The organism is Klebsiella sp. 1SOBk10mer (assembly GCF_046602535.1).
Taxonomy (GTDB): domain Bacteria; phylum Pseudomonadota; class Gammaproteobacteria; order Enterobacterales; family Enterobacteriaceae; genus Klebsiella; species Klebsiella quasipneumoniae.
The window spans coordinates 960060-977076 of sequence record NZ_JBKIUP010000001.1 but is presented as its reverse complement, the minus strand read 5'-3'; the positions used below and the strand labels follow the sequence as shown (position 1 = coordinate 977076).

General features: G+C 59.8%; 15 protein-coding genes. 7 read left to right on the top strand and 8 right to left on the bottom strand.

Annotation, left to right across the window (positions count from 1 at the left end; genetic code table 11):
* Positions 1 to 2: 2 nt before the first annotated feature.
* From ACLH1I_RS04675 to ACLH1I_RS04665, 3 genes are all read right to left on the bottom strand, one after another.
* Entirely contained in the window at positions 3 to 1073 is a 1071-nt protein-coding gene (locus ACLH1I_RS04675) for an ABC transporter ATP-binding protein (RefSeq protein WP_049115564.1), read from the bottom strand.
* Positions 1066 to 2835, bottom strand: coding sequence for an ABC transporter permease (locus tag ACLH1I_RS04670; RefSeq protein WP_023318500.1), 1770 nt, complete (start codon positions 2833 to 2835; stop codon positions 1066 to 1068). Before ACLH1I_RS04670 ends, ACLH1I_RS04675 begins: the two co-directional genes overlap by 8 nt.
* Positions 2836 to 2908: 73 nt before the next feature.
* A complete protein-coding gene (locus tag ACLH1I_RS04665) occupies positions 2909 to 3997 on the bottom strand; it encodes an ABC transporter substrate-binding protein (RefSeq protein ID WP_151385372.1) in 1089 nt (362 codons plus the stop codon).
* A gap of 303 nt (positions 3998 to 4300) precedes the next feature.
* Here ACLH1I_RS04665 and ACLH1I_RS04660 point away from each other — a divergent pair, with 303 nt between their 5' ends.
* On the top strand, positions 4301 to 5380 hold the full coding sequence (locus ACLH1I_RS04660) for a malate/lactate/ureidoglycolate dehydrogenase (RefSeq protein ID WP_004203019.1): 1080 nt from the start codon (positions 4301 to 4303) through the stop codon (positions 5378 to 5380).
* A 246-nt stretch (positions 5381 to 5626) separates the two neighbouring features.
* A complete protein-coding gene (gene fdhF / locus ACLH1I_RS04655; RefSeq protein ID WP_151628663.1) occupies positions 5627 to 7777 on the top strand; it encodes a formate dehydrogenase subunit alpha in 2151 nt (716 codons plus the stop codon).
* 42 nt (positions 7778 to 7819) lie between these two features.
* On the opposite strand, the gene ACLH1I_RS04650 is transcribed toward fdhF, so the two are convergent.
* The gene (locus tag ACLH1I_RS04650) at positions 7820 to 8977 is read right to left on the bottom strand and encodes a M20 aminoacylase family protein (RefSeq protein WP_004203021.1); all 1158 of its coding nucleotides are present in this window, start codon (positions 8975 to 8977) and stop codon (positions 7820 to 7822) included.
* 296 nt (positions 8978 to 9273) lie between these two features.
* Here ACLH1I_RS04650 and ACLH1I_RS04645 point away from each other — a divergent pair, with 296 nt between their 5' ends.
* The 3 genes from ACLH1I_RS04645 (at position 9274) to ACLH1I_RS04635 (ending at position 11451) form a co-directional block, all read left to right on the top strand.
* Positions 9274 to 10473 (top strand): MFS transporter, encoded by a 1200-nt coding sequence (locus ACLH1I_RS04645; RefSeq protein ID WP_023318505.1) that lies wholly within the window; start codon positions 9274 to 9276, stop codon positions 10471 to 10473.
* A gap of 115 nt (positions 10474 to 10588) precedes the next feature.
* Positions 10589 to 11023 (top strand): VOC family protein, encoded by a 435-nt coding sequence (locus tag ACLH1I_RS04640; RefSeq protein ID WP_017899595.1) that lies wholly within the window; start codon positions 10589 to 10591, stop codon positions 11021 to 11023.
* A 41-nt stretch (positions 11024 to 11064) separates the two neighbouring features.
* Positions 11065 to 11451, top strand: coding sequence for a VOC family protein (locus ACLH1I_RS04635; RefSeq protein ID WP_135730024.1), 387 nt, complete (start codon positions 11065 to 11067; stop codon positions 11449 to 11451).
* 65 nt (positions 11452 to 11516) lie between these two features.
* Here the strand turns inward: ACLH1I_RS04635 and ACLH1I_RS04630 are convergent, their stop codons facing one another.
* Positions 11517 to 12971: an MFS transporter gene (locus tag ACLH1I_RS04630; RefSeq protein WP_057215806.1), complete on the bottom strand. Its 1455-nt coding sequence runs from the start codon at positions 12969 to 12971 to the stop codon at positions 11517 to 11519.
* Positions 12972 to 13087: 116 nt separating this feature from the next.
* Between ACLH1I_RS04630 and ACLH1I_RS04625 the strand changes: the two genes are divergently transcribed.
* Positions 13088 to 13891 (top strand): helix-turn-helix transcriptional regulator, encoded by an 804-nt coding sequence (locus tag ACLH1I_RS04625; protein WP_057215810.1) that lies wholly within the window; start codon positions 13088 to 13090, stop codon positions 13889 to 13891.
* 312 nt (positions 13892 to 14203) lie between these two features.
* On the opposite strand, the gene ACLH1I_RS04620 is transcribed toward ACLH1I_RS04625, so the two are convergent.
* The gene (locus ACLH1I_RS04620; protein ID WP_198079696.1) at positions 14204 to 14674 is read right to left on the bottom strand and encodes a GNAT family N-acetyltransferase; all 471 of its coding nucleotides are present in this window, start codon (positions 14672 to 14674) and stop codon (positions 14204 to 14206) included.
* Positions 14675 to 15049: 375 nt separating this feature from the next.
* On the opposite strand from ACLH1I_RS04620, the gene ACLH1I_RS04615 reads away from it, so the two are divergent.
* Complete coding sequence (locus ACLH1I_RS04615; RefSeq protein WP_135730026.1) at positions 15050 to 15376, top strand: nitroreductase; 327 nt, start codon at positions 15050 to 15052, stop codon at positions 15374 to 15376.
* Between the two features lie 148 nt (positions 15377 to 15524).
* Here the strand turns inward: ACLH1I_RS04615 and ACLH1I_RS04610 are convergent, their stop codons facing one another.
* Entirely contained in the window at positions 15525 to 16247 is a 723-nt protein-coding gene (locus ACLH1I_RS04610) for an amino acid ABC transporter ATP-binding protein (protein WP_151385375.1), read from the bottom strand.
* Positions 16234 to 16998 carry an amino acid ABC transporter permease gene (locus tag ACLH1I_RS04605; RefSeq protein WP_004151161.1) on the bottom strand — a complete coding sequence of 255 codons (765 nt, stop codon included), beginning with the start codon at positions 16996 to 16998 and terminating at the stop codon, positions 16234 to 16236. The genes ACLH1I_RS04610 and ACLH1I_RS04605 overlap by 14 nt, the downstream gene beginning before the upstream one ends.
* Positions 16999 to 17017 lie beyond the last annotated feature (19 nt).

The window sequence follows — 17017 nt, the reverse complement described above, 5'->3', positions numbered from 1 at the left end:
GGTTACCGCTGCGGAAAAACCCACACATCCTCCGCCGGGAGCGTCAGATGACAGTGTTCGGCATCGCGCAGCGCCGTTCCGTAGGCGCGCAGCGGGAAGTCGTCGCCTTCGGTGCGGAACAGGTACTCCCAGCGGTCGCCGAGGTACATGCTGGTCAGCAGCGGTAGCTGGAGACTGTTATCCTGCGCCGCGCCGTCCAGACGCAGGCGCTCGACGCGGATCACCGCCGTCGCTGGCTCGCCGACGCTAACCCCCTCGCCCGCTCGCCCCCACAGGCTCCAGCTGGCGCCTTCGATCCGCGCCCTGCCGTTCTCCAGCGCCATTACCTTGCCGTGCAGGCGGTTATTGCTGCCCATAAACTCGGCGGCGAACAGCGTCGCCGGGCTGCCGTACATCTCCTGCGGCGTCCCCTGCTGCTCGATGACGCCATTGTTCAGCAGCAGAATACGATCCGAGATGGCCATCGCCTCATTCTGATCGTGGGTGACCATCAGCGCCGACAGGCCCAGCTTGACGATCAGCTCGCGCAGAAACACCCGCGCCTCTTCGCGCAGCTTGGCGTCAAGGTTGGAGAGCGGCTCATCCAGCAGGATCACCGGCGGGTTGTAGACCAACGCCCGGCCGATGGCCACCCGCTGCTGCTGGCCGCCGGAGAGCTGGTGCGGATGGCGGTTGCCAAGGTGCCCGAGCCCCAGCTGATCCAGCACGCGCTGCACCCGCTCTTTTATCTCCCCGGCGGCCACTTTACGCAGCTTCAGCGGATAGGCCACGTTGTCGAACACCGTTTTGTGCGGCCACAGGGCATAGGACTGGAACACCAGCCCGAGGTTACGCTCTTCGGCCGGGATTTCGCTGCGCGGCGTGCCGTCGTACACCGTGCGGTTGCCGATGGCGATCCGTCCGCTCGTCGGCTTCTCCAGCCCGGCCACCGCCCGCAGCAGCGTGGTTTTGCCGCTTCCCGACGGCCCCAGCAGCGACACCACCTCTCCCCGGCCGAGCGTCATCGACACCCCTTTCAGCACCGGGTTGTCGCCATAGGTGAGATGCAGATTTTCTACCGATAACTCAATCATGTAATTTCACTCCAAAGCGCAGGGCGATGCCAAGGCCAATCACCACCAGCAGAATATTGATAAAGGAGAGCGCCGCGACGATATCGATGGCCCCCGCCGCCCACAGCGACACCAGCATCGAGCCGATGGTTTCGGTACCCGGCGACAGCAGATAGACGCCGGTGGAATATTCGCGCTCAAAGATCAGGAACATCAGCAGCCAGGAGCCAATCAGCCCATAGCGCGACAGCGGAACGGTGACGTGGCGGGTGATCTGCCCCCGCGAGGCGCCGGTGCTGCGCGCCGCCTCCTCCAGCTCCGGGCCCACCTGCAGCAGCGTCGAAGAGATGAGCCGCAGGCCATAAGCCATCCATACCACGGTGTAGGCCAACCAGACGCTGAAGATGGTGTTGCGCAGCGCGCGCAGCTGCACGATAAGGTGCTCCCGCAGCCAGTCGGCCACCGGCAGCGCCGAGAGCCAGCCGTGCTTCAGCGACTGATCGAGCCACATCGGCACAAACAGGAACACCCACAGAAAGGCCAGACCGGCCAGCAGCCCCGGGACCGCGCGCGGGACCAGCACGCTGTAGTCAAGAAAGCGGGTGACGTTGTCCGCTTTGCGGTGCATGGCGATACCGACAAACAGATAGCAGATCACCGCCAGCGCGCCGCCGACGATGCCGATAGCCATCGAGTTGACGATCGCCCGCAGCAGGTTGGGCTGCTGCCAGATATTGTGGAACGTCGCCAGCGACAGCTCATCCCACAGCGACACCCCGACGCCCCAGTTGGAGATAAAGGCGCGCAGCGCCACGCCGAGCAGCGGCACGCCGATGGTCACCGTCAGCCAGGCCACCACCACCGCCCCGGCCACCCAGCGCCATTTGCCCAGCGGCAGCGCCCGCGCCTGCGACGCCTTGCCCTTCATGGTGACAAAGCGGTTGGCGGTGCGCATCAGCCGCCGCTGGAGCATCACCAGCGGGATGGTGATGCAGATCAGCACCACCGCCACCGCCGCCATCAGATGGTAGGAGGGGGTGCCGAGCTTATTGGTCAGCTTGTAGAGATAGGTCGCCAGCACCATGTTGCCCTCGGGGTCGCCCAGCACCAGCATCAGACCGAAGACTTCCAGACCGAGGAAAAAGAGCAGCACGCAGGCGTAAAGGATGGACGGCCGCACCATCGGCAGACTCACCGAGGTCATCACCTGCAGCGGCGTGGCGCCGACGGTGCGCGCCGCCTCTTCCACGTCCGAGCCGACGCTGCGCAGCGCCGAGGAGATATAGAGATAGGCGTGCGGCACGTGGGTTAAGCCGGCGATGACCACAATACTGAACATCGAGTAGATATTCCACGGCACAAAGCCGATCAGCTGCTGCGCCCACTGGGAAAAGAAGCCTACCGGCCCGGCGGCCACCACGTAGCCAAAGCCCAGCACCATCGGCGAGACGAAGATCGGCACCAGGATCAGCGGCTCAATGAAACGCCGGCCGGGTAAATCGGTGCGTACCATCAGAAAGGCCAAAATACCGCCCAGTGGAATGGCGATAATCACCAGGCCAAAGGCCAGAATAAAGCCTGACCTTAACGCCAGATAAAAATCCGGGTCGGTAAAAATAAAGGCGAAGGCTTCCAGGCTCCAGGATTTGGAGCGGGAAAAGAACGGCGCGGAGAGAAAACTCTGCACCACAATAAATAACAGCGGGACATAAATCACCAGCGCCGTGATGCACACCACCACGCCGCGCGGCAGCCCCTGCCACTTTCTGCGTAATACGTTCATGGTTCATCCCTTCGGTCAGGTGAATAAACCCGCCGGGTGTGAATAGGGGCATCGGCGATGCCCCGGGGGAGGATTATTTCGCGGCGGCGCTGCGCCATTGTTTAATAAACTGCAGACGTTTTTGCGGCTGTAAATAATCCAGCAGCGTTTCGTTGACCGGGATCGGTTTTAACGCTTTGCCCAGCAGCGCGGTCATGCCGTCGATATCATTTTTGCCTTCAATATCGCGACGAATAGAGGGAATATCCGCCTGACTGGCGAGGATCTGCTGGCCTTTTTCCGACAGGACATAGTCCAGCCACAATTTTGCCGCATTGGGATGTTCGCTCTCCTGGCTAATAAACGAGACGCGGGAGAGCACCAGCACGTAATCTTTCGGATAGGCAATGCCTAAAGAGGGATCGTTTTTCGCCCGCGCTTCCGCATAGGAGCCAAGGATGTTATAGCCGATCAGGTTTTCGCCAGAGGAGACGCGCTCCATCATCGTGCCGGTGGAAGACTGCACCGTCAGGCCGCCTTTGGCGATATTCGCCAGGTCGGTAAAATAGTTCGCGTCGGCCTGGCTGTCCTGCACCGCCAGCATAAAGCCGAGGCCCGATTTTTCGATATCGTAGGTGGTGACTTTGCCTTTAAATTCATCGGCCTGGCTGGCGATCAATTTTGCCAGCGCGGTATGCGAATCCGGAACCTCATTCTGCGGGATCAGCCGTTTGTTATAGATAAATACCACCGGCTCGTAGGTGGTGCCATAGGCTTTCTGCTGCCACACCGCCCAGTCGGGCAATTGCTTCACCTCCGGCGAGGCATATTGTTCCGCGTATTCGGTGGCTAATTTCAGCGCCGTATCCATCGATGAGCTCCACACCACGTCCCCGCTGCCGCCCCCGGCGGCCTGCTCGCTGATATAGCGGTTATACAGCTCGGTGCTGTTCATGTCGTTATATTCGACTTTGACGCCCGGATATTGCGCTTCGAATCCTTTAATTAACGGCCCGGCGGCTTTGGTATCGGTTGTGGAATAGATCACCACCTTGCCCTCTTTGACGGCGGCATCAACCGTTTTTTGATAATCCGCCGGATAGCCCGCAGGCACCTCCGCCCAGGCGGCACAGGCGAAAACGGCCGTCAGTGAAACCACTAAACCACTTATTTTCTTATACATGATACCAACCTTTAATCATCAATTAATAAACACAAATTTAACATATAGTGGTATCAGCTGCCCTTGCAACGCCGGGGCTGGCTTTTTTCTGGCTTTTGTGACAGTGGCAGAATTTAAAAATGTGGTGTTTATGACGTTAATTAAAACGCGATCGCGGACCGGTTTTTTATCGTCTGGCGTATAACGCAGACGCTGGCGCAGTGGCGTGACGCCCGGAGCCCCCGCCCTTGACCTTCTGCGCCGGGCGGCGCAGCATAAAACGGCAAACATAACAAAATAACAACAGACTACAGGAGAGAATCAGTGCCAACAGGACACCGCTTTCTGGCGACGGATCTGCATCAGTTTGTCGTCTCACTGTTTACCCATCTCGGCAGCCGCTCAGAAGAAGCGACGCTGGTCGCCGACCACCTGATCGCCGCCAACCTGGCCGGGCATGACTCCCATGGCGTCGGGATGATCCCAAGCTATGTGAAATCCCATGCCGGCGGTTTTCTGCAGCTCAACCGCCACGCCACGGTCACCAAAGATGCCGGCGCCGTGGTCACCCTCGACGGCAACGCCGGCTTCGGCCAGGTGGTCGCCCACGAAGCGATGCAGTTAGGTATCGAAAAGGCGAAGCAGCACGGCATGGCGGCTATCGCCCTGCGCAATGCGCATCACGTCGGGCGCATCGGCTACTGGGCCGAGCAGTGCGCCGCCGCCGGACTGATCTCCATTCACTTCGTCAGCGTAATCGGCGACCCGATGGTCGCTCCGTTCCGCGGAAAAGACAGTCGCTTCGGCACCAACCCCCTGTGCGTGGTGTTTCCGCGAGAGGGCCATCCGCCGCTGCTGCTGGACTACGCCACCAGCGCCATCGCCTTTGGTAAAACCCGCGTCGCCTGGCACAAAGGGGAAGCCGTGGCCCCCGGCTGCCTGATCGACGCCGAGGGGTTGCCCACCACCGACCCGGCAGTGATGCAAACCTCGCCGCTGGGCGCCCTGCTCACCTTCGCCCAGCACAAAGGCTATGCCCTGGCGACGCTGTGCGAAGTGCTCGGCGGCGCGCTCTCCGGGGGGCAAACCACCCATCAGGAAAGCCTGCAGACCAGCGTCGACGCCATCTTTAACTGCATGACCACCGTGATCCTGCGCCCGGACGCGTTCGATGCCCCGGACAGCCAGGCGCAGACGGAGGCCTTTATCGCATGGTGTAAACAGTCGCCGCACGATCCCGATGCCCCGGTGCTGGCCCCCGGCGAATGGGAAGCCGCCAACCGCGAAGCGCGCCTGGCCGAGGGGATCCCGCTGGATGCGGGCAGCTGGCAGGCAATCTGCGCCGCCGCACGCGACGTCGGCCTGAGCGAGTCGCATATCACCCGCTGCCGCCCTCTCGCGTAGCGGCGTTTTCCCCCGCAGAGCGTCTGACGTCGGCGCTCTGCGTCATCGTCATTAGTGACGAGGTCACGCTCCCGTCATCATCCATCTGAAATTTTGCATTATAAATCAACAAATTAAAATCTGGCACGAGACCTGCATAGCGCAGCGGGCCTGCGTCCGCATCACCACCAGGCGATACCGCGATCGTTGCCCGTCGGGCCCGGCGCGACAGCGATCCTCTGTTCACTGTTAACAGGTCTGTTACTGATGAAAAAAATCACGAGCGTGTGCCCCTACTGCGGGGCGGGTTGCAAACTTAAACTGGTTGTCGACAACAATAAAATCATTCGCGCGGAAGCCGCCGACGGCGTCACCAACCAGAACCAGCTGTGCCTGAAAGGCTATTACGGCTGGGATTTTCTGAACGACACGCAGCTCCTGACGCCCCGTCTTAAACAACCGATGATCCGCTACCAGAAAGGCGGCGCCTTTACGCCGGTCAGCTGGCAGGAGGCGATTCGCTATACCGCCAGCAAGCTCAGGGAGATCAAAGAGAAGCATGGCCCGCGCGCCATCATGACCACCGGCTCCTCGCGCGGCACCGGCAACGAAACCAACTATGTGATGCAAAAGTTCGCCCGCGCGGTGCTGAACACCAATAACGTCGACTGCTGCGCCCGCGTCTGCCACGGCCCTTCCGTCGCCGGGCTACAGCAGGCGCTGGGCAACGGGGCGATGAGCAACTCGATAAGCGACATCGAAAACTCGAAGTGCCTGCTGGTCTTTGGCTACAACTGCGCCGACTCCCATCCCATCGTCGCCCGCCGGGTGATCAAAGCCCGGGAAAACGGCGCTAAGATCATCGTCTGCGATCCGCGACGCATTGAAACCGCACGCATAGCCGACCGTCATCTGCAGCTCAACAACGGCAGCAATATGGCGCTGGTGAACGCCTTCGGCTATGTCCTGCTGGAGGAGGAGCTGTACAACAAAGCCTATGTCGAACGCTACACCGAAGGGCTGGACGCCTACCGCGAGGCGGTGAAGGATTACGCCCCGGAAGCAGTGGAAGAGATTGTCGGGGTCAGCGCGCAGGCAATTCGCGAGGCGATGCGCATGTTTGCCGCCGCCCCTTCCGCCACCATTATGTGGGGCATGGGGGTCACCCAGTTTGGCCAGGCGGTGGACGTGGTGCGCGGTCTGGCAAGCCTGGCGCTGCTCACCGGCAACCTGGGGCGGGCGAACGTCGGCGTGGGCCCGGTTCGTGGGCAAAACAATGTGCAGGGCGCCTGCGATATGGGCGTGCTGCCGAACCTGTTCCCCGGCTATCAGAAGGTCACCGACCCCGCCGTGCGGGCCAAATTCGCCGCCGCCTGGGGGATCGACCCGGCGCAGATGGATGACCAGGTCGGCACCCGCATCACCGAAGTGCCGCATAAAGCGCTGACTGGCGAGATCAAAGCCTACTACATCATGGGCGAAGATCCGCTGCAGACCGAAGCCGACCTCGGCCTGGTGCGCAAAGGCATCGAGGCGCTGGACTTCGTGGTGGTGCAGGATATCTTCATGACCAAAACGGCGGAGATTGCCGATGTCCTGCTGCCGGCCACCTCCTGGGGCGAGCACGGTGGCGTCTTCACCTGCGCCGACCGCGGGTTTCAGCGGTTTGAACAGGCAATCCCTCCGGCGGGGAATGTGAAGCGCGACTGGGAGATCATCAGTCTGCTGGCCAGCGAAATGGGCTATCCGATGCACTATGAGAACAACCAGCAGATCTGGGACGAGATGCGCGAGCTCTGCCCGCTTTTCTACGGCGTGACCTGGGAGAAAATGGGCGATATGGGCCATGTTCAGTGGCCGTGCCCGACCCTCGACCACCCCGGCACGCCGTGGCTGTATAAAGACAACCGCTTCGACACCCCATCGGGTAAAGGGCAGCTGTTCGCCACCGCCTGGCGCGCGCCGGCGGAGCGTCCGGATGATGAATGGCCGCTGGTGCTCTGCACGGTGCGGGAGGTGGGGCACTACTCCTGCCGCTCGATGACCGGCAACTGCGCCGCGCTGCAGTCGCTGGCCGACGAGCCGGGACGGGTGCAGATGAATCCGGTGGATGCGCAACGGCTGGGGATCGCTGACAAACAGCTGGTGTGGGTTAGCTCCCGACGCGGGAAAGTCATCACCCGCGCCGACCTCAGCGATCGCATCAACCCGGGCGCGGTCTATATGACCTATCAGTGGTGGGTGGGCGCCTGCAATGAGCTGACCCAGGATAACCTCGATCCGATCTCCAAAACGCCGGAAACCAAATACTGTGCGGTGAAAGTGGAAGCGATAGCCGACCAGCAGTGGGCGGAGCGCTATGCCTGGACGGCCTACAGCGACATGAAGGCGCGACTGAAAGCCGCCGCCGACGTCTGACCTCAGGGAGCGCGCGCGCTCCCTGCTGCCGCTGCCGGTGGGTTACGCCGCCGGCAGCTGTTTCTCCACCAGCGCCACCCACATCGCCACCCCGTGGCTAATCAGCGCATCGTTAAAGTCATAGCTGGCGTTATGCAGCGGCTTCGACGGCGTTTCGCCATCGGTGCCGATCCAGAAATAGGCCCCCGGACAGGCCTCCAGCATGCAGGCAAAATCCTCAGAGGCCATCGACGGCGCCTGGTTCCAGCGCACCGCCTCCGCGCCAAGGGTGGCGACCGCCACCTCGCGCAGCAGCTGCGCCTGCGGCGCATGGTTTTTGGTCACCGGATACCCCGGAAACCAGCTAATCTCGCCCTGCACATCGGACACCTGTGGCTGGGTCGCCACATAGCTTTCGATAAGCTCCCGCACGCGGGCGCGAACGCGATTGCTCAGGCAGCGGAAGGTGCCGCGCAGCACCACGGTGTCCGGCAGGACGTTGATCGCCTCGCCGCCGTTTATCTGGGTGATGCTGACCACCGCCGAATCCTGTGGTGACAGGCGGCGGGAGGGAATGGTCTGCAGCGCCATAATCAGCTGCGCCGCAGCGACGATCGGATCGGCCCCGCTCTCCGGCATCGCCGCATGGCAGCTTTTGCCGCGCAGGGTGATCTCGAAGGCGTCGAGGGAGGCCATCATCGCGCCATCGCTGAGCGCCACTTCGCCAAGCGGGATCCCCGGCCAGTTATGCAGCGCGTAAATCGCATCCATCGGGAAGCGTTCGAATAACCCCTCTTCCACCATTTTGCGCGCGCCGCCGAGGTTCTCTTCCGCTGGCTGGAAAACAAAGTGGACGGTGCCGCTGAACTGACGGGTCTGCGCCAGATGGGCGGCGGCCGCCAGCAGCATCGCGGTGTGGCCATCGTGGCCGCAGGCGTGCATGACCCCGGCGCGGCGCGAACGGTAGCTGACGCTCCCCAGCTCGGTGATCGGCAGGGCGTCCATATCGGCGCGCAGGCCGATGACCGGCCCGGGGCCGTTTTCCAGCGTCGCCACGACGCCGGTGCCGGCCAGCCCGCGATGAACCTGCAGGCCAAACGAGGCCAGCAGCTCGGCGACGCGGCGCGAGGTCTCCTGCTCCTGATATCCGAGCTCAGGCGCGGCGTGAAACTCACGTCGCCAGCCTGTGGCTTCGGCGATCAGTGACGGCGATACGGCCATGTATTACTCCTTTCCTGCATAGCGTAATGCTGAATAATTTGGTCATGCGTTGCGTTTTTACCCGTCGCTCACCGGCGTCGGTTCGCTGCCGCTCCCTCCGTTATATCCTGTCGTTAACACGCTGACAACGTCACGAAATGCGGCGGCGGCGCGGCGTACAGGCCTGCCGTCGCCCGGCGGTCCTTTTTTGGTAGTGATTTCAACGGTGACAACGGCCAGGCGATTAATTATTATGCAGCTCAGGACGGCAATTTGCCGAAGGATCCACTACTGACCTCTCCGTCATCGGAAATAAAATGTTTAACCCAGACCAGAATCGTCTTGCTCCCACGCTGGCGATGATCATGGCCGCGTCGCTCGTGGGATTTATCACCGGCTATACGGTGCCGTTAATCAGTCTTGAGCTGGCGCAGCAGCAGATCGCGCCGCTGTATGTCGGCCTGCTGGCCGCCCTGCCGCCCGCCGGCATGATGATCTCCTCTTTCCTCTCTCCTGCGCTGTGCCGGCGCGTTGAGATGGGCGTGCTGCTGAGCGGCAGTTTGATCCTGCTGGCGCTGGCGACCATCGCCTCATGCATGACCACCGATATGACGCTGCTTCTGCTGCCGCGCCTGCTGACCGGCCTGGCCTCCGGGGTCATTATCGTCCTCGGTGAAAGCTGGATCACCGGCGGCGCGGCAGGCAGCCAGCGCGCCACCCTCACCGGTATCTACGCCTCGGCCTTTACCGGCTGCCAGCTGGCCGGGCCGCTGCTGATCTCCGTCGGCCCCGCCTGGCAGGCCTCGGCGCTGATGGCGATCGTCGCGGTCACCGCCGTCTGCCTGCTGATGCTGCGCCATCTGCCCACCGGCACCCGCGAAAGCCTTGGGGAGCGCGCCAGCTGGCGCAGCCTCGGCGCCTTCCTGCCGGTACTGGCCTCCGGGGTCTTCTGCTTCGCTTTCTTCGACGCCAGCATCCTCGCCCTGCTGCCACTGTACGGTATGGATAAAGGGCTTAATGAAGGAATGGCGGTGCTGCTGGTGACCGTGGTACTTACCGGGGATGCGATGTTCCAGACCCCGCTCGGCTGGCTGGCCGACCGGGTCGGCATTCGCCGCGTGCATCTGGCCTGCGCGGTGGTTTTCAGCCTGTCGCTGCTGGCCCTGCCGCTGATGCTCGGTTCGCGCATTCAGCTGATGGCCATTTGCCTGCTGCTGGGCGCCGCGGCGGGGGCGCTTTATACCCTGTCGCTGGTGCGAGCGGGGAAAACCTTCAGCGGACAGAAGCTGATTATGATTAACGCCCTGTTCGGCTTTTTCTGGTCCGCCGGCAGCGTCGCCGGGCCGGTAGTCAGCGGCATGCTGATCGGCATCACCGGCTACGATGGCCTGATCGCCACCCTGGTGGCCAGCGGCGTGCTGTTCCTGCTGATCCAGTGTCTGTGCAAAAACGAGAAAACCCTGCTCGCCAGCGAGCAGGAAGACGACATGGACGAAGCGACGGAGTCCGCGCAGTAGTCCTGACGGGCTGGCCTGGCGCCAGCCCTTTTTTTATGGCCCTTACCTGAGGGAATCCTGTTCTTGCTGGCTCACTGCTATAACCATTGCCGGCCCCCTGCCGAGAGGAAATTCCATGGAAAGCATGACGTTACATCGTGGCAGATTGATCGATCATATCCTGCTGGTTGTCGAAGACTTTGAGGCAAGCAAAGACTTCTATACTGCCGTACTGTCGGCGCTGGAGATCCCGGTTATTACCACCGCTAATGACTACTTGCTGGCCGACGAACTGGTGGTGGCCTCACGCCACAGCCCGGAGGCTGCCGGGAAACTGACAGGACGCCACCACCTGGCGTTCCAGGCCAGAGATCGTGACAGGGTGGACGCTTTTTACCATGCGGCGCTGACCCATGGCGGCCGCGATAACGGCGCGCCTGGCGAACGACACTATCATCCTGGTTACTATGCCGCTTTTGTGCTGGATCCGCAGGGGAATAATATTGAGGCGGTCTACCATGGCGAGGCTGAGCGCAGCGCCGGGTCTGTTGCGATCAGCTTCACGCAGTAAGCGGGCGAAAGACACCTTTTTGCCCGCAACAGGAGGACACTATGTTTTCATACATCATGTTGGGAACCAATGACCTGCCACGCGCCATCAAGTTCTATGACCCGTTAATGGCGCTGCTAGGACACGTCAAAGCCGGCCGTAACGAACAGGGGGCGTCCTGGGGCACCTTCAACGGCAACCACACCTGTGGGCTGTGCGTGGGCGTTCCTTTTGACCTGCAGCCTGCCGGGGTGGGTAATGGAACGATGGTGGCGCTTAACGCCCGCTCCGTCGAACATATTGCGGAACTGCATGCCCTCGCCCTGCAACTCGGCGGACGTGACGAAGGCGCTCCCGGTCATCGCCCACAATATGGCAACGGCTTTCACAGCGCCTACGTCCGCGATCCCGACGGCAATAAGCTGGCGTTTGTTTATTATGCGCGGTGAGCCCCATATCTCACCCTGCATATTCGCGGTTAAGTATGACCCGGACGTTAAGGGATAAACGCCGTTTATCTCGATAGTCGTGGCGATTTTTGCATCATCCACAGCAGCCAGCAGACCAGTACTGCCGCTGCCAGGTTATAAAACATGCCGGCGACAAAAGCAGAAGCATACTGTCCGCGCTGCGACAGAGAGGTCGCCTCGGTGAGCACGCTAGTGAACAGGATACCCACGACGGCGACACCCAGCGCAGCGCCCACCTGCTGCACTGTCGATACCACCCCAGCGGCCATACCGGAGTCGGCTTCATCAACGACACCCAGCACCAGGTTCAGCAAGGGCGTCATGATATATCCCTGTCCGGCGCCGAGCACAATCAGCGCCGGGAGCAGGTGCGCTGGCTTTAGCTCCGCTCCCGCCATCCCTACCTGAGTGATAAGAAGCGCAATAGACGCTGTATAAACCAGGGATCCCCAGAGAAGGGTTCGAGCTCCCCATCGGGAAACCAGCCGCGGGGCCGTCAACGACGCCAGCACAAACCCACCGCTACAGGGCGCGAACAGGCTTCCCGCCAGGAAAGGATCCAGCCCCATACCGGTCTGTACCAGCAGCGCAAAGCAGAGAAAAAAGGAACTTGATGTCGAGTAAATCAGTAGCACCAGCAATGTTCCCAGCGCGAAATGACGCTTTGCCAGTAGACGCATATCCACCAGGGGCGATTTACCCGCAATTCGACGCTGCGCCTGGTGTCGACCAAAGATCGCGATGACGATGAGCGCGATGCCCGGTGACCACAGACTCCATGCCGGCCAACTCTGCGCCGGCCCCTCGATCAATGGAACCAGTAACAGTGTCAGCCCAATGCTGACCAACGCCACGCCGATCCCGTCCAGCTGCGGTCTTTGCGGGGCGGCGGATTCGGGAATCAATCGGGCGGTGAGAATAGCGAGGAGCCCGACAGGCACATTGATCAGAAAGAGGTTGCGCCAGCTCAGGCCGAACAGATCGACATGTATCAGCCACCCGCCCAGCACCTGACCGGCAATCGCCGCCAGCCCCAGCGTCATCCCCAACAGACCAAACGCTTTGCGCCTGTCGTCGCCCGCAAAGTTAACCCGAATGGAGGCATACACCTGCGGGAACAACAGGGCGGCGGCCAGGCCCTGCAAGACCCGGGCGCCGATGAGATACCCGGTTCCTGGCGCCAAGCCACAACAGGCCGACGCCAGCGTAAAACCCGCCATACCGATAACAAAGAGTCGCCGGCGACCATACCGATCTCCCAGCCGCCCGCCGGTGATCAATAAAACGCCAAACGCCAGTTCGTATCCGGCGACGATAAGACCAATGTCGGCGAAATTAGCCCCCAGTCCGCGCTGAATGCTGGGGATGGCCACATTCACGACAAACAGGTCAAAGAGAGTGACGAATCCCGCCAGGAGCAGGACAAACAGGCCAGCCCAGGGGGGCCTGCAGCAGGATTCATGTTCAGGGGGCATCGAAATACAGGAGGTGGAGCTCATATCGCATATCCGCTGTAAGGAGAAGATACGACGATTCTTACCTTTCTTTTAAACTATTACAATTTAACAGTTTATGCTATTACTTAAAGCAATGAGCTCAGCGAAGGAGGCAAACGATGCGAACCCTTAAGCGAACACGACGCGATCTGGCGGACTTTCTGCGGACGCAGCGGGAACGGCTGTCACCGGCTGACGTTGGGCTTCCCAGCGGGGCACGGCGACGGACGCCCGGTCTTCGACGGGAAGAAGTCGCGGCCCTGGCCGGCGTCGGCCTTACCTGGTACACATGGCTGGAACAGGGTCGGGATATTGGCGTGTCGTCCACCTTTCTGGATAATCTGGCACGGGTGCTGAAGCTGGATGCCGCTGAACGTCGTCATCTGTTTATGCTCGCTCACGATCGCCCTCCTGCCGAACCAGGAAAAACCTGGTGCGTGCTGCCGCCGCTGGTGCGACGCCTGATGCACGATCTGCCGCACCCTGCTTTCGTTATCAATTTACGCTGGGATGTGCTGGGATTTAACGCCTTAGCCGATGAGCGGTTCACTTTCGCCCGCCATGCCCCCGGGCAGCGCAATTTGCTGTGGTTGCTGTTCACCGACCCGGTCCTGCAAGCGCGTATCGTTGACTGGGAGCAACAGGCGCCGCTGATGTTGTCCAGCTTTCGCCGGGATTTTACCCGCGCCAGCCAAAGTACCGACATTCCTGAACTGGTCAACGATCTGGAACGGATCTCGCCGGCGTTTAAATTATGGTGGCGGCAACATCAGGTGCAGGCCCCGTGCCATGGTGTCCGTCATTTACTGGTCGACGAGCAGCCCGTCCCGTTCGAATTCACCTCACTGACCGTTGATGAAGACCGACACCTGCGGCTGGTTGTGTATGCCCGAAAGGAACAGGAAACCAGTCTTTCGGGATAAATATTTAACAGAAGATAGGCGTTGTGGAGTTTAAAAATTGATGGCACTTCAGTGAATTATTAAAGCAGAGTATAACAAGGTAAAAAACATTGGGTTCGCTCACATCATAAAGTGAAATATTCCCAGTCGCTTAAGGCCTTTTCGGTATTTCCATTTGGAGTGAAAGCTCTCATTCGCGGGTGAAACTGCCATTCTAAAAAAGGGACCGCGCACTCGCTTTGACCTGTGGCAGAGAATCCAGGCGATGGCGGGTTTGGTGATTTTCAGCGCTGAGCGAAGGGTTGACATTCAAAGGCAACAGGAAACTCAAATTTATAGTGCAATAGACATTTCCATACCGCGTAAATCTGTCTGGGCAAGTCTTGATGGGTATTTACTTTCCCTGATAAACATAAAGCAATGCTTTTCGTAGAAGGTTTGCGCGTTGGGTGTTGAGGTCAGGGTTAACTGTTTCAGCCCTCTTTTCATCGCCTCATCTTTAATTTTTTCAATAATCAGGCTGGCGAAACCTTTACCCATATAATCCGGCAAGGTAAAAATCGCTTCTACGCTTCCCCCGGTAAGATCCAGATACCCCGTTGCCACCAATCCGGCATCGGGCATTTCGACAACAAAGAAAGGATTTACCGTAATAACCTCTCTGTAGTGTTCAGGCATAGCTTCAGGCGTCCAGGCCTCAAGCACCCTGGCGTTATAACTTAGCTTACATCCTTGCCGGATGGAAAGATTCCTTATATTCCAGCATTCCTCTGCCTCTTCAGGTACTGCAAGTCTGATTTGCATTTTTTCTTCCATTTCGTCTTATTATATTTATAGATTTATCATAAAACGGTTTCGTTTCAACCTCTTTGTTTAACAAAATAGTCTAGTCCGCTCCCGCACAGAGCTAACGATAATAGACGGCTGAATGTCGGAGATAAGTCAAATGGGGACGCAAGACTCAACCACGCTCAGCCCCTTCCCTGGGGAATTCAAATATATTGTTAGCAATGGAATAAATTGTTCCGCTCTGAGCGCCATTCGGTGAGTCATACCTGCTGCTTCAGGCTGATACTGGCAAGGAAAGACAAGACAACATCAGGCGTCCGGTGGTTCCGTCGCGTCTGGTCAGGGTAGGATATGCTCCAGGATACTTAAAATACTCAAAGGCAAGTCCGGATGGAAAAGAATTTCACCCCTGAGCAAATTGACTTTATCAATCGTGTGGTCTTCAACCATATCGATAAAATGACTGCGGAAGTCGCTAATATTGTTGAACAAACAGAAAAAGCCGCACACCAGGAACTCGCGGAGCATGGCATTGATATGACAGAGTTTTATCCTGCCAATCTGCCGTTTTTGATGATGACAATCGTCCAGACGTTAATTGACCGGGCGCATGGTGGGGACATGGCGCTTGCGCAAAAAATGTTAACGATGAAAGCCAAAAGATTAAATGTCAGCGTAAATGTCGAGGCGGATAAATCAGGCGTATCGGGGCGTTAACCATGTCAATGGCCGATATGGTCCGTTCCTGGCCCAACTCAGCCCCCACCCTGACTTACACCGTCCCCAAACACGCTAAAAGCCGCCTACATTCCCTCACGCTCCCAACCAACACTCAGCGGGCTGGCCTGGCGCCAGCCCGCTCGGTTTACAGCACCTTGCTGAGGAACGCGGCGGTGCGTGGGTTGCTCGGCGCGCTAAAGATCTGCCCCGGCTTGCCCTCTTCCTGGATCACGCCCTGGTCAATGAAGAGCACCCGGTCGGCCACTTCGCGGGCAAAGCCCATTTCGTGGGTCACGATCACCATGGTCATCCCCTCGCTGGCGAGGTTTTTCATTACCTCCAGCACGTCGCCCACCAGCTCCGGATCCAGCGCCGAAGTGGGCTCATCAAACAGCATAATCGACGGCTTCATCGCCAGCGCGCGGGCGATGGCTACCCGCTGCTGCTGGCCGCCGGACAGGCTCGAGGGCCAGGCGTCGCGCTTATCGCTTAAGCCCACCTTCGCCAGCAAGGCTTCCGCCAGGTCGACCGCCTGCTGGCGCGGCATATTGCGCAGATTCATCGGCGCCATAATCAGGTTTTCCAGCACCGTCATATGCGGGAACAGGTTAAAGCGCTGGAACACCATGCCAACGCTTTCGCGCATCTTGTTGAGGTCGGTAGTGCGGTCGTGAGCGGCAAAGCCGTTGACCACCACCTCGCCTTCGCTGACTGTCTCCAGGGCGTTCATACAGCGCAGGAAGGTACTTTTCCCCGAGCCGGACGGGCCGATGATGCACACCACTTCCTGCGGTTTAATATCGCAGCTGATGCCGCGCAGCACGTGGCTGTCGCCGAAGCGCTTATGTAAGTTATTAATGTGAATCACTTTTGCCAAACCTCTTTTCCAGACGGTTAACCAGCTGCGCCAGCAGGAAGGTGATCACCCAGTAGACCAGGGAGATGGTCAGGTAGGGTTCCCAGTAGGTGGCGTAGGCGCCGGAGACGGTGCGCGCGGCGTAGGCCAGATCGGCCAGGCCAATCGCCGAGGCCAGCGACGAGTCCTTAACAATGGCGATGGCGTTGTTGCCCAGCGGTGGCAGAATGCGGCGAAACGCCTGCGGCAGGATCACCTTGCGCATGGTTTTCCACCACGGCATGCCCAGCGCGCGGGAGGCCTCCATCTGCCCTTTGTCGATCGACTGGATGCCGGCGCGGAAAATCTCCGACACATAGGCCCCGGCGTTAAGGGTGATCGCCACGATGCAGGAGAGGAACGCCCCGTAGCTGGCACGCAGCTCGCGGGCAAAGTCGGCGCTCATCAGGCCGCTGGTCACCAGCAGGCCGTCGCGCGGGTTGATAAATAGCGGCACCAGCGCAAAGTGCACCACCATGATCTGCACGAACAGCGGCGTACCGCGGAAGGCGCTAACGTAAAAGCGCACCGGAAACTGCACCAGGTAGCGGAGAATATATTTCCACGGCCCGTGCTCGGCCTTCGCCATCCGTCCGAGACCGAGGGTTAACCCCCACAGCGTCCCGAGGATCACGCAGATAATGGTACATTTAATCGTCATCAGGGCGCCGTCCACAAACAGCGGGCCGTACTCCTCGATGATCTCCCAACGGAATCCCGTCATAGTCCTTCCCTAAAAAATA

Coding starts and splice junctions, on each gene's coding strand:
- ACLH1I_RS04675 (WP_049115564.1), bottom strand. CDS start 1,073: ATGATTGAGTTATCGGTAGAAAATCTGCATCTCACCTATGGCGACAAC.
- ACLH1I_RS04670 (WP_023318500.1), bottom strand. CDS start 2,835: ATGAACGTATTACGCAGAAAGTGGCAGGGGCTGCCGCGCGGCGTGGTG.
- ACLH1I_RS04665 (WP_151385372.1), bottom strand. CDS start 3,997: ATGTATAAGAAAATAAGTGGTTTAGTGGTTTCACTGACGGCCGTTTTC.
- fdhF (WP_151628663.1), top strand. CDS start 5,627: ATGAAAAAAATCACGAGCGTGTGCCCCTACTGCGGGGCGGGTTGCAAA.
- ACLH1I_RS04650 (WP_004203021.1), bottom strand. CDS start 8,977: ATGGCCGTATCGCCGTCACTGATCGCCGAAGCCACAGGCTGGCGACGT.
- ACLH1I_RS04645 (WP_023318505.1), top strand. CDS start 9,274: ATGTTTAACCCAGACCAGAATCGTCTTGCTCCCACGCTGGCGATGATC.
- ACLH1I_RS04640 (WP_017899595.1), top strand. CDS start 10,589: ATGGAAAGCATGACGTTACATCGTGGCAGATTGATCGATCATATCCTG.
- ACLH1I_RS04635 (WP_135730024.1), top strand. CDS start 11,065: ATGTTTTCATACATCATGTTGGGAACCAATGACCTGCCACGCGCCATC.
- ACLH1I_RS04630 (WP_057215806.1), bottom strand. CDS start 12,971: ATGAGCTCCACCTCCTGTATTTCGATGCCCCCTGAACATGAATCCTGC.
- ACLH1I_RS04625 (WP_057215810.1), top strand. CDS start 13,088: ATGCGAACCCTTAAGCGAACACGACGCGATCTGGCGGACTTTCTGCGG.
- ACLH1I_RS04620 (WP_198079696.1), bottom strand. CDS start 14,674: ATGCAAATCAGACTTGCAGTACCTGAAGAGGCAGAGGAATGCTGGAAT.
- ACLH1I_RS04615 (WP_135730026.1), top strand. CDS start 15,050: ATGGAAAAGAATTTCACCCCTGAGCAAATTGACTTTATCAATCGTGTG.
- ACLH1I_RS04605 (WP_004151161.1), bottom strand. CDS start 16,998: ATGACGGGATTCCGTTGGGAGATCATCGAGGAGTACGGCCCGCTGTTT.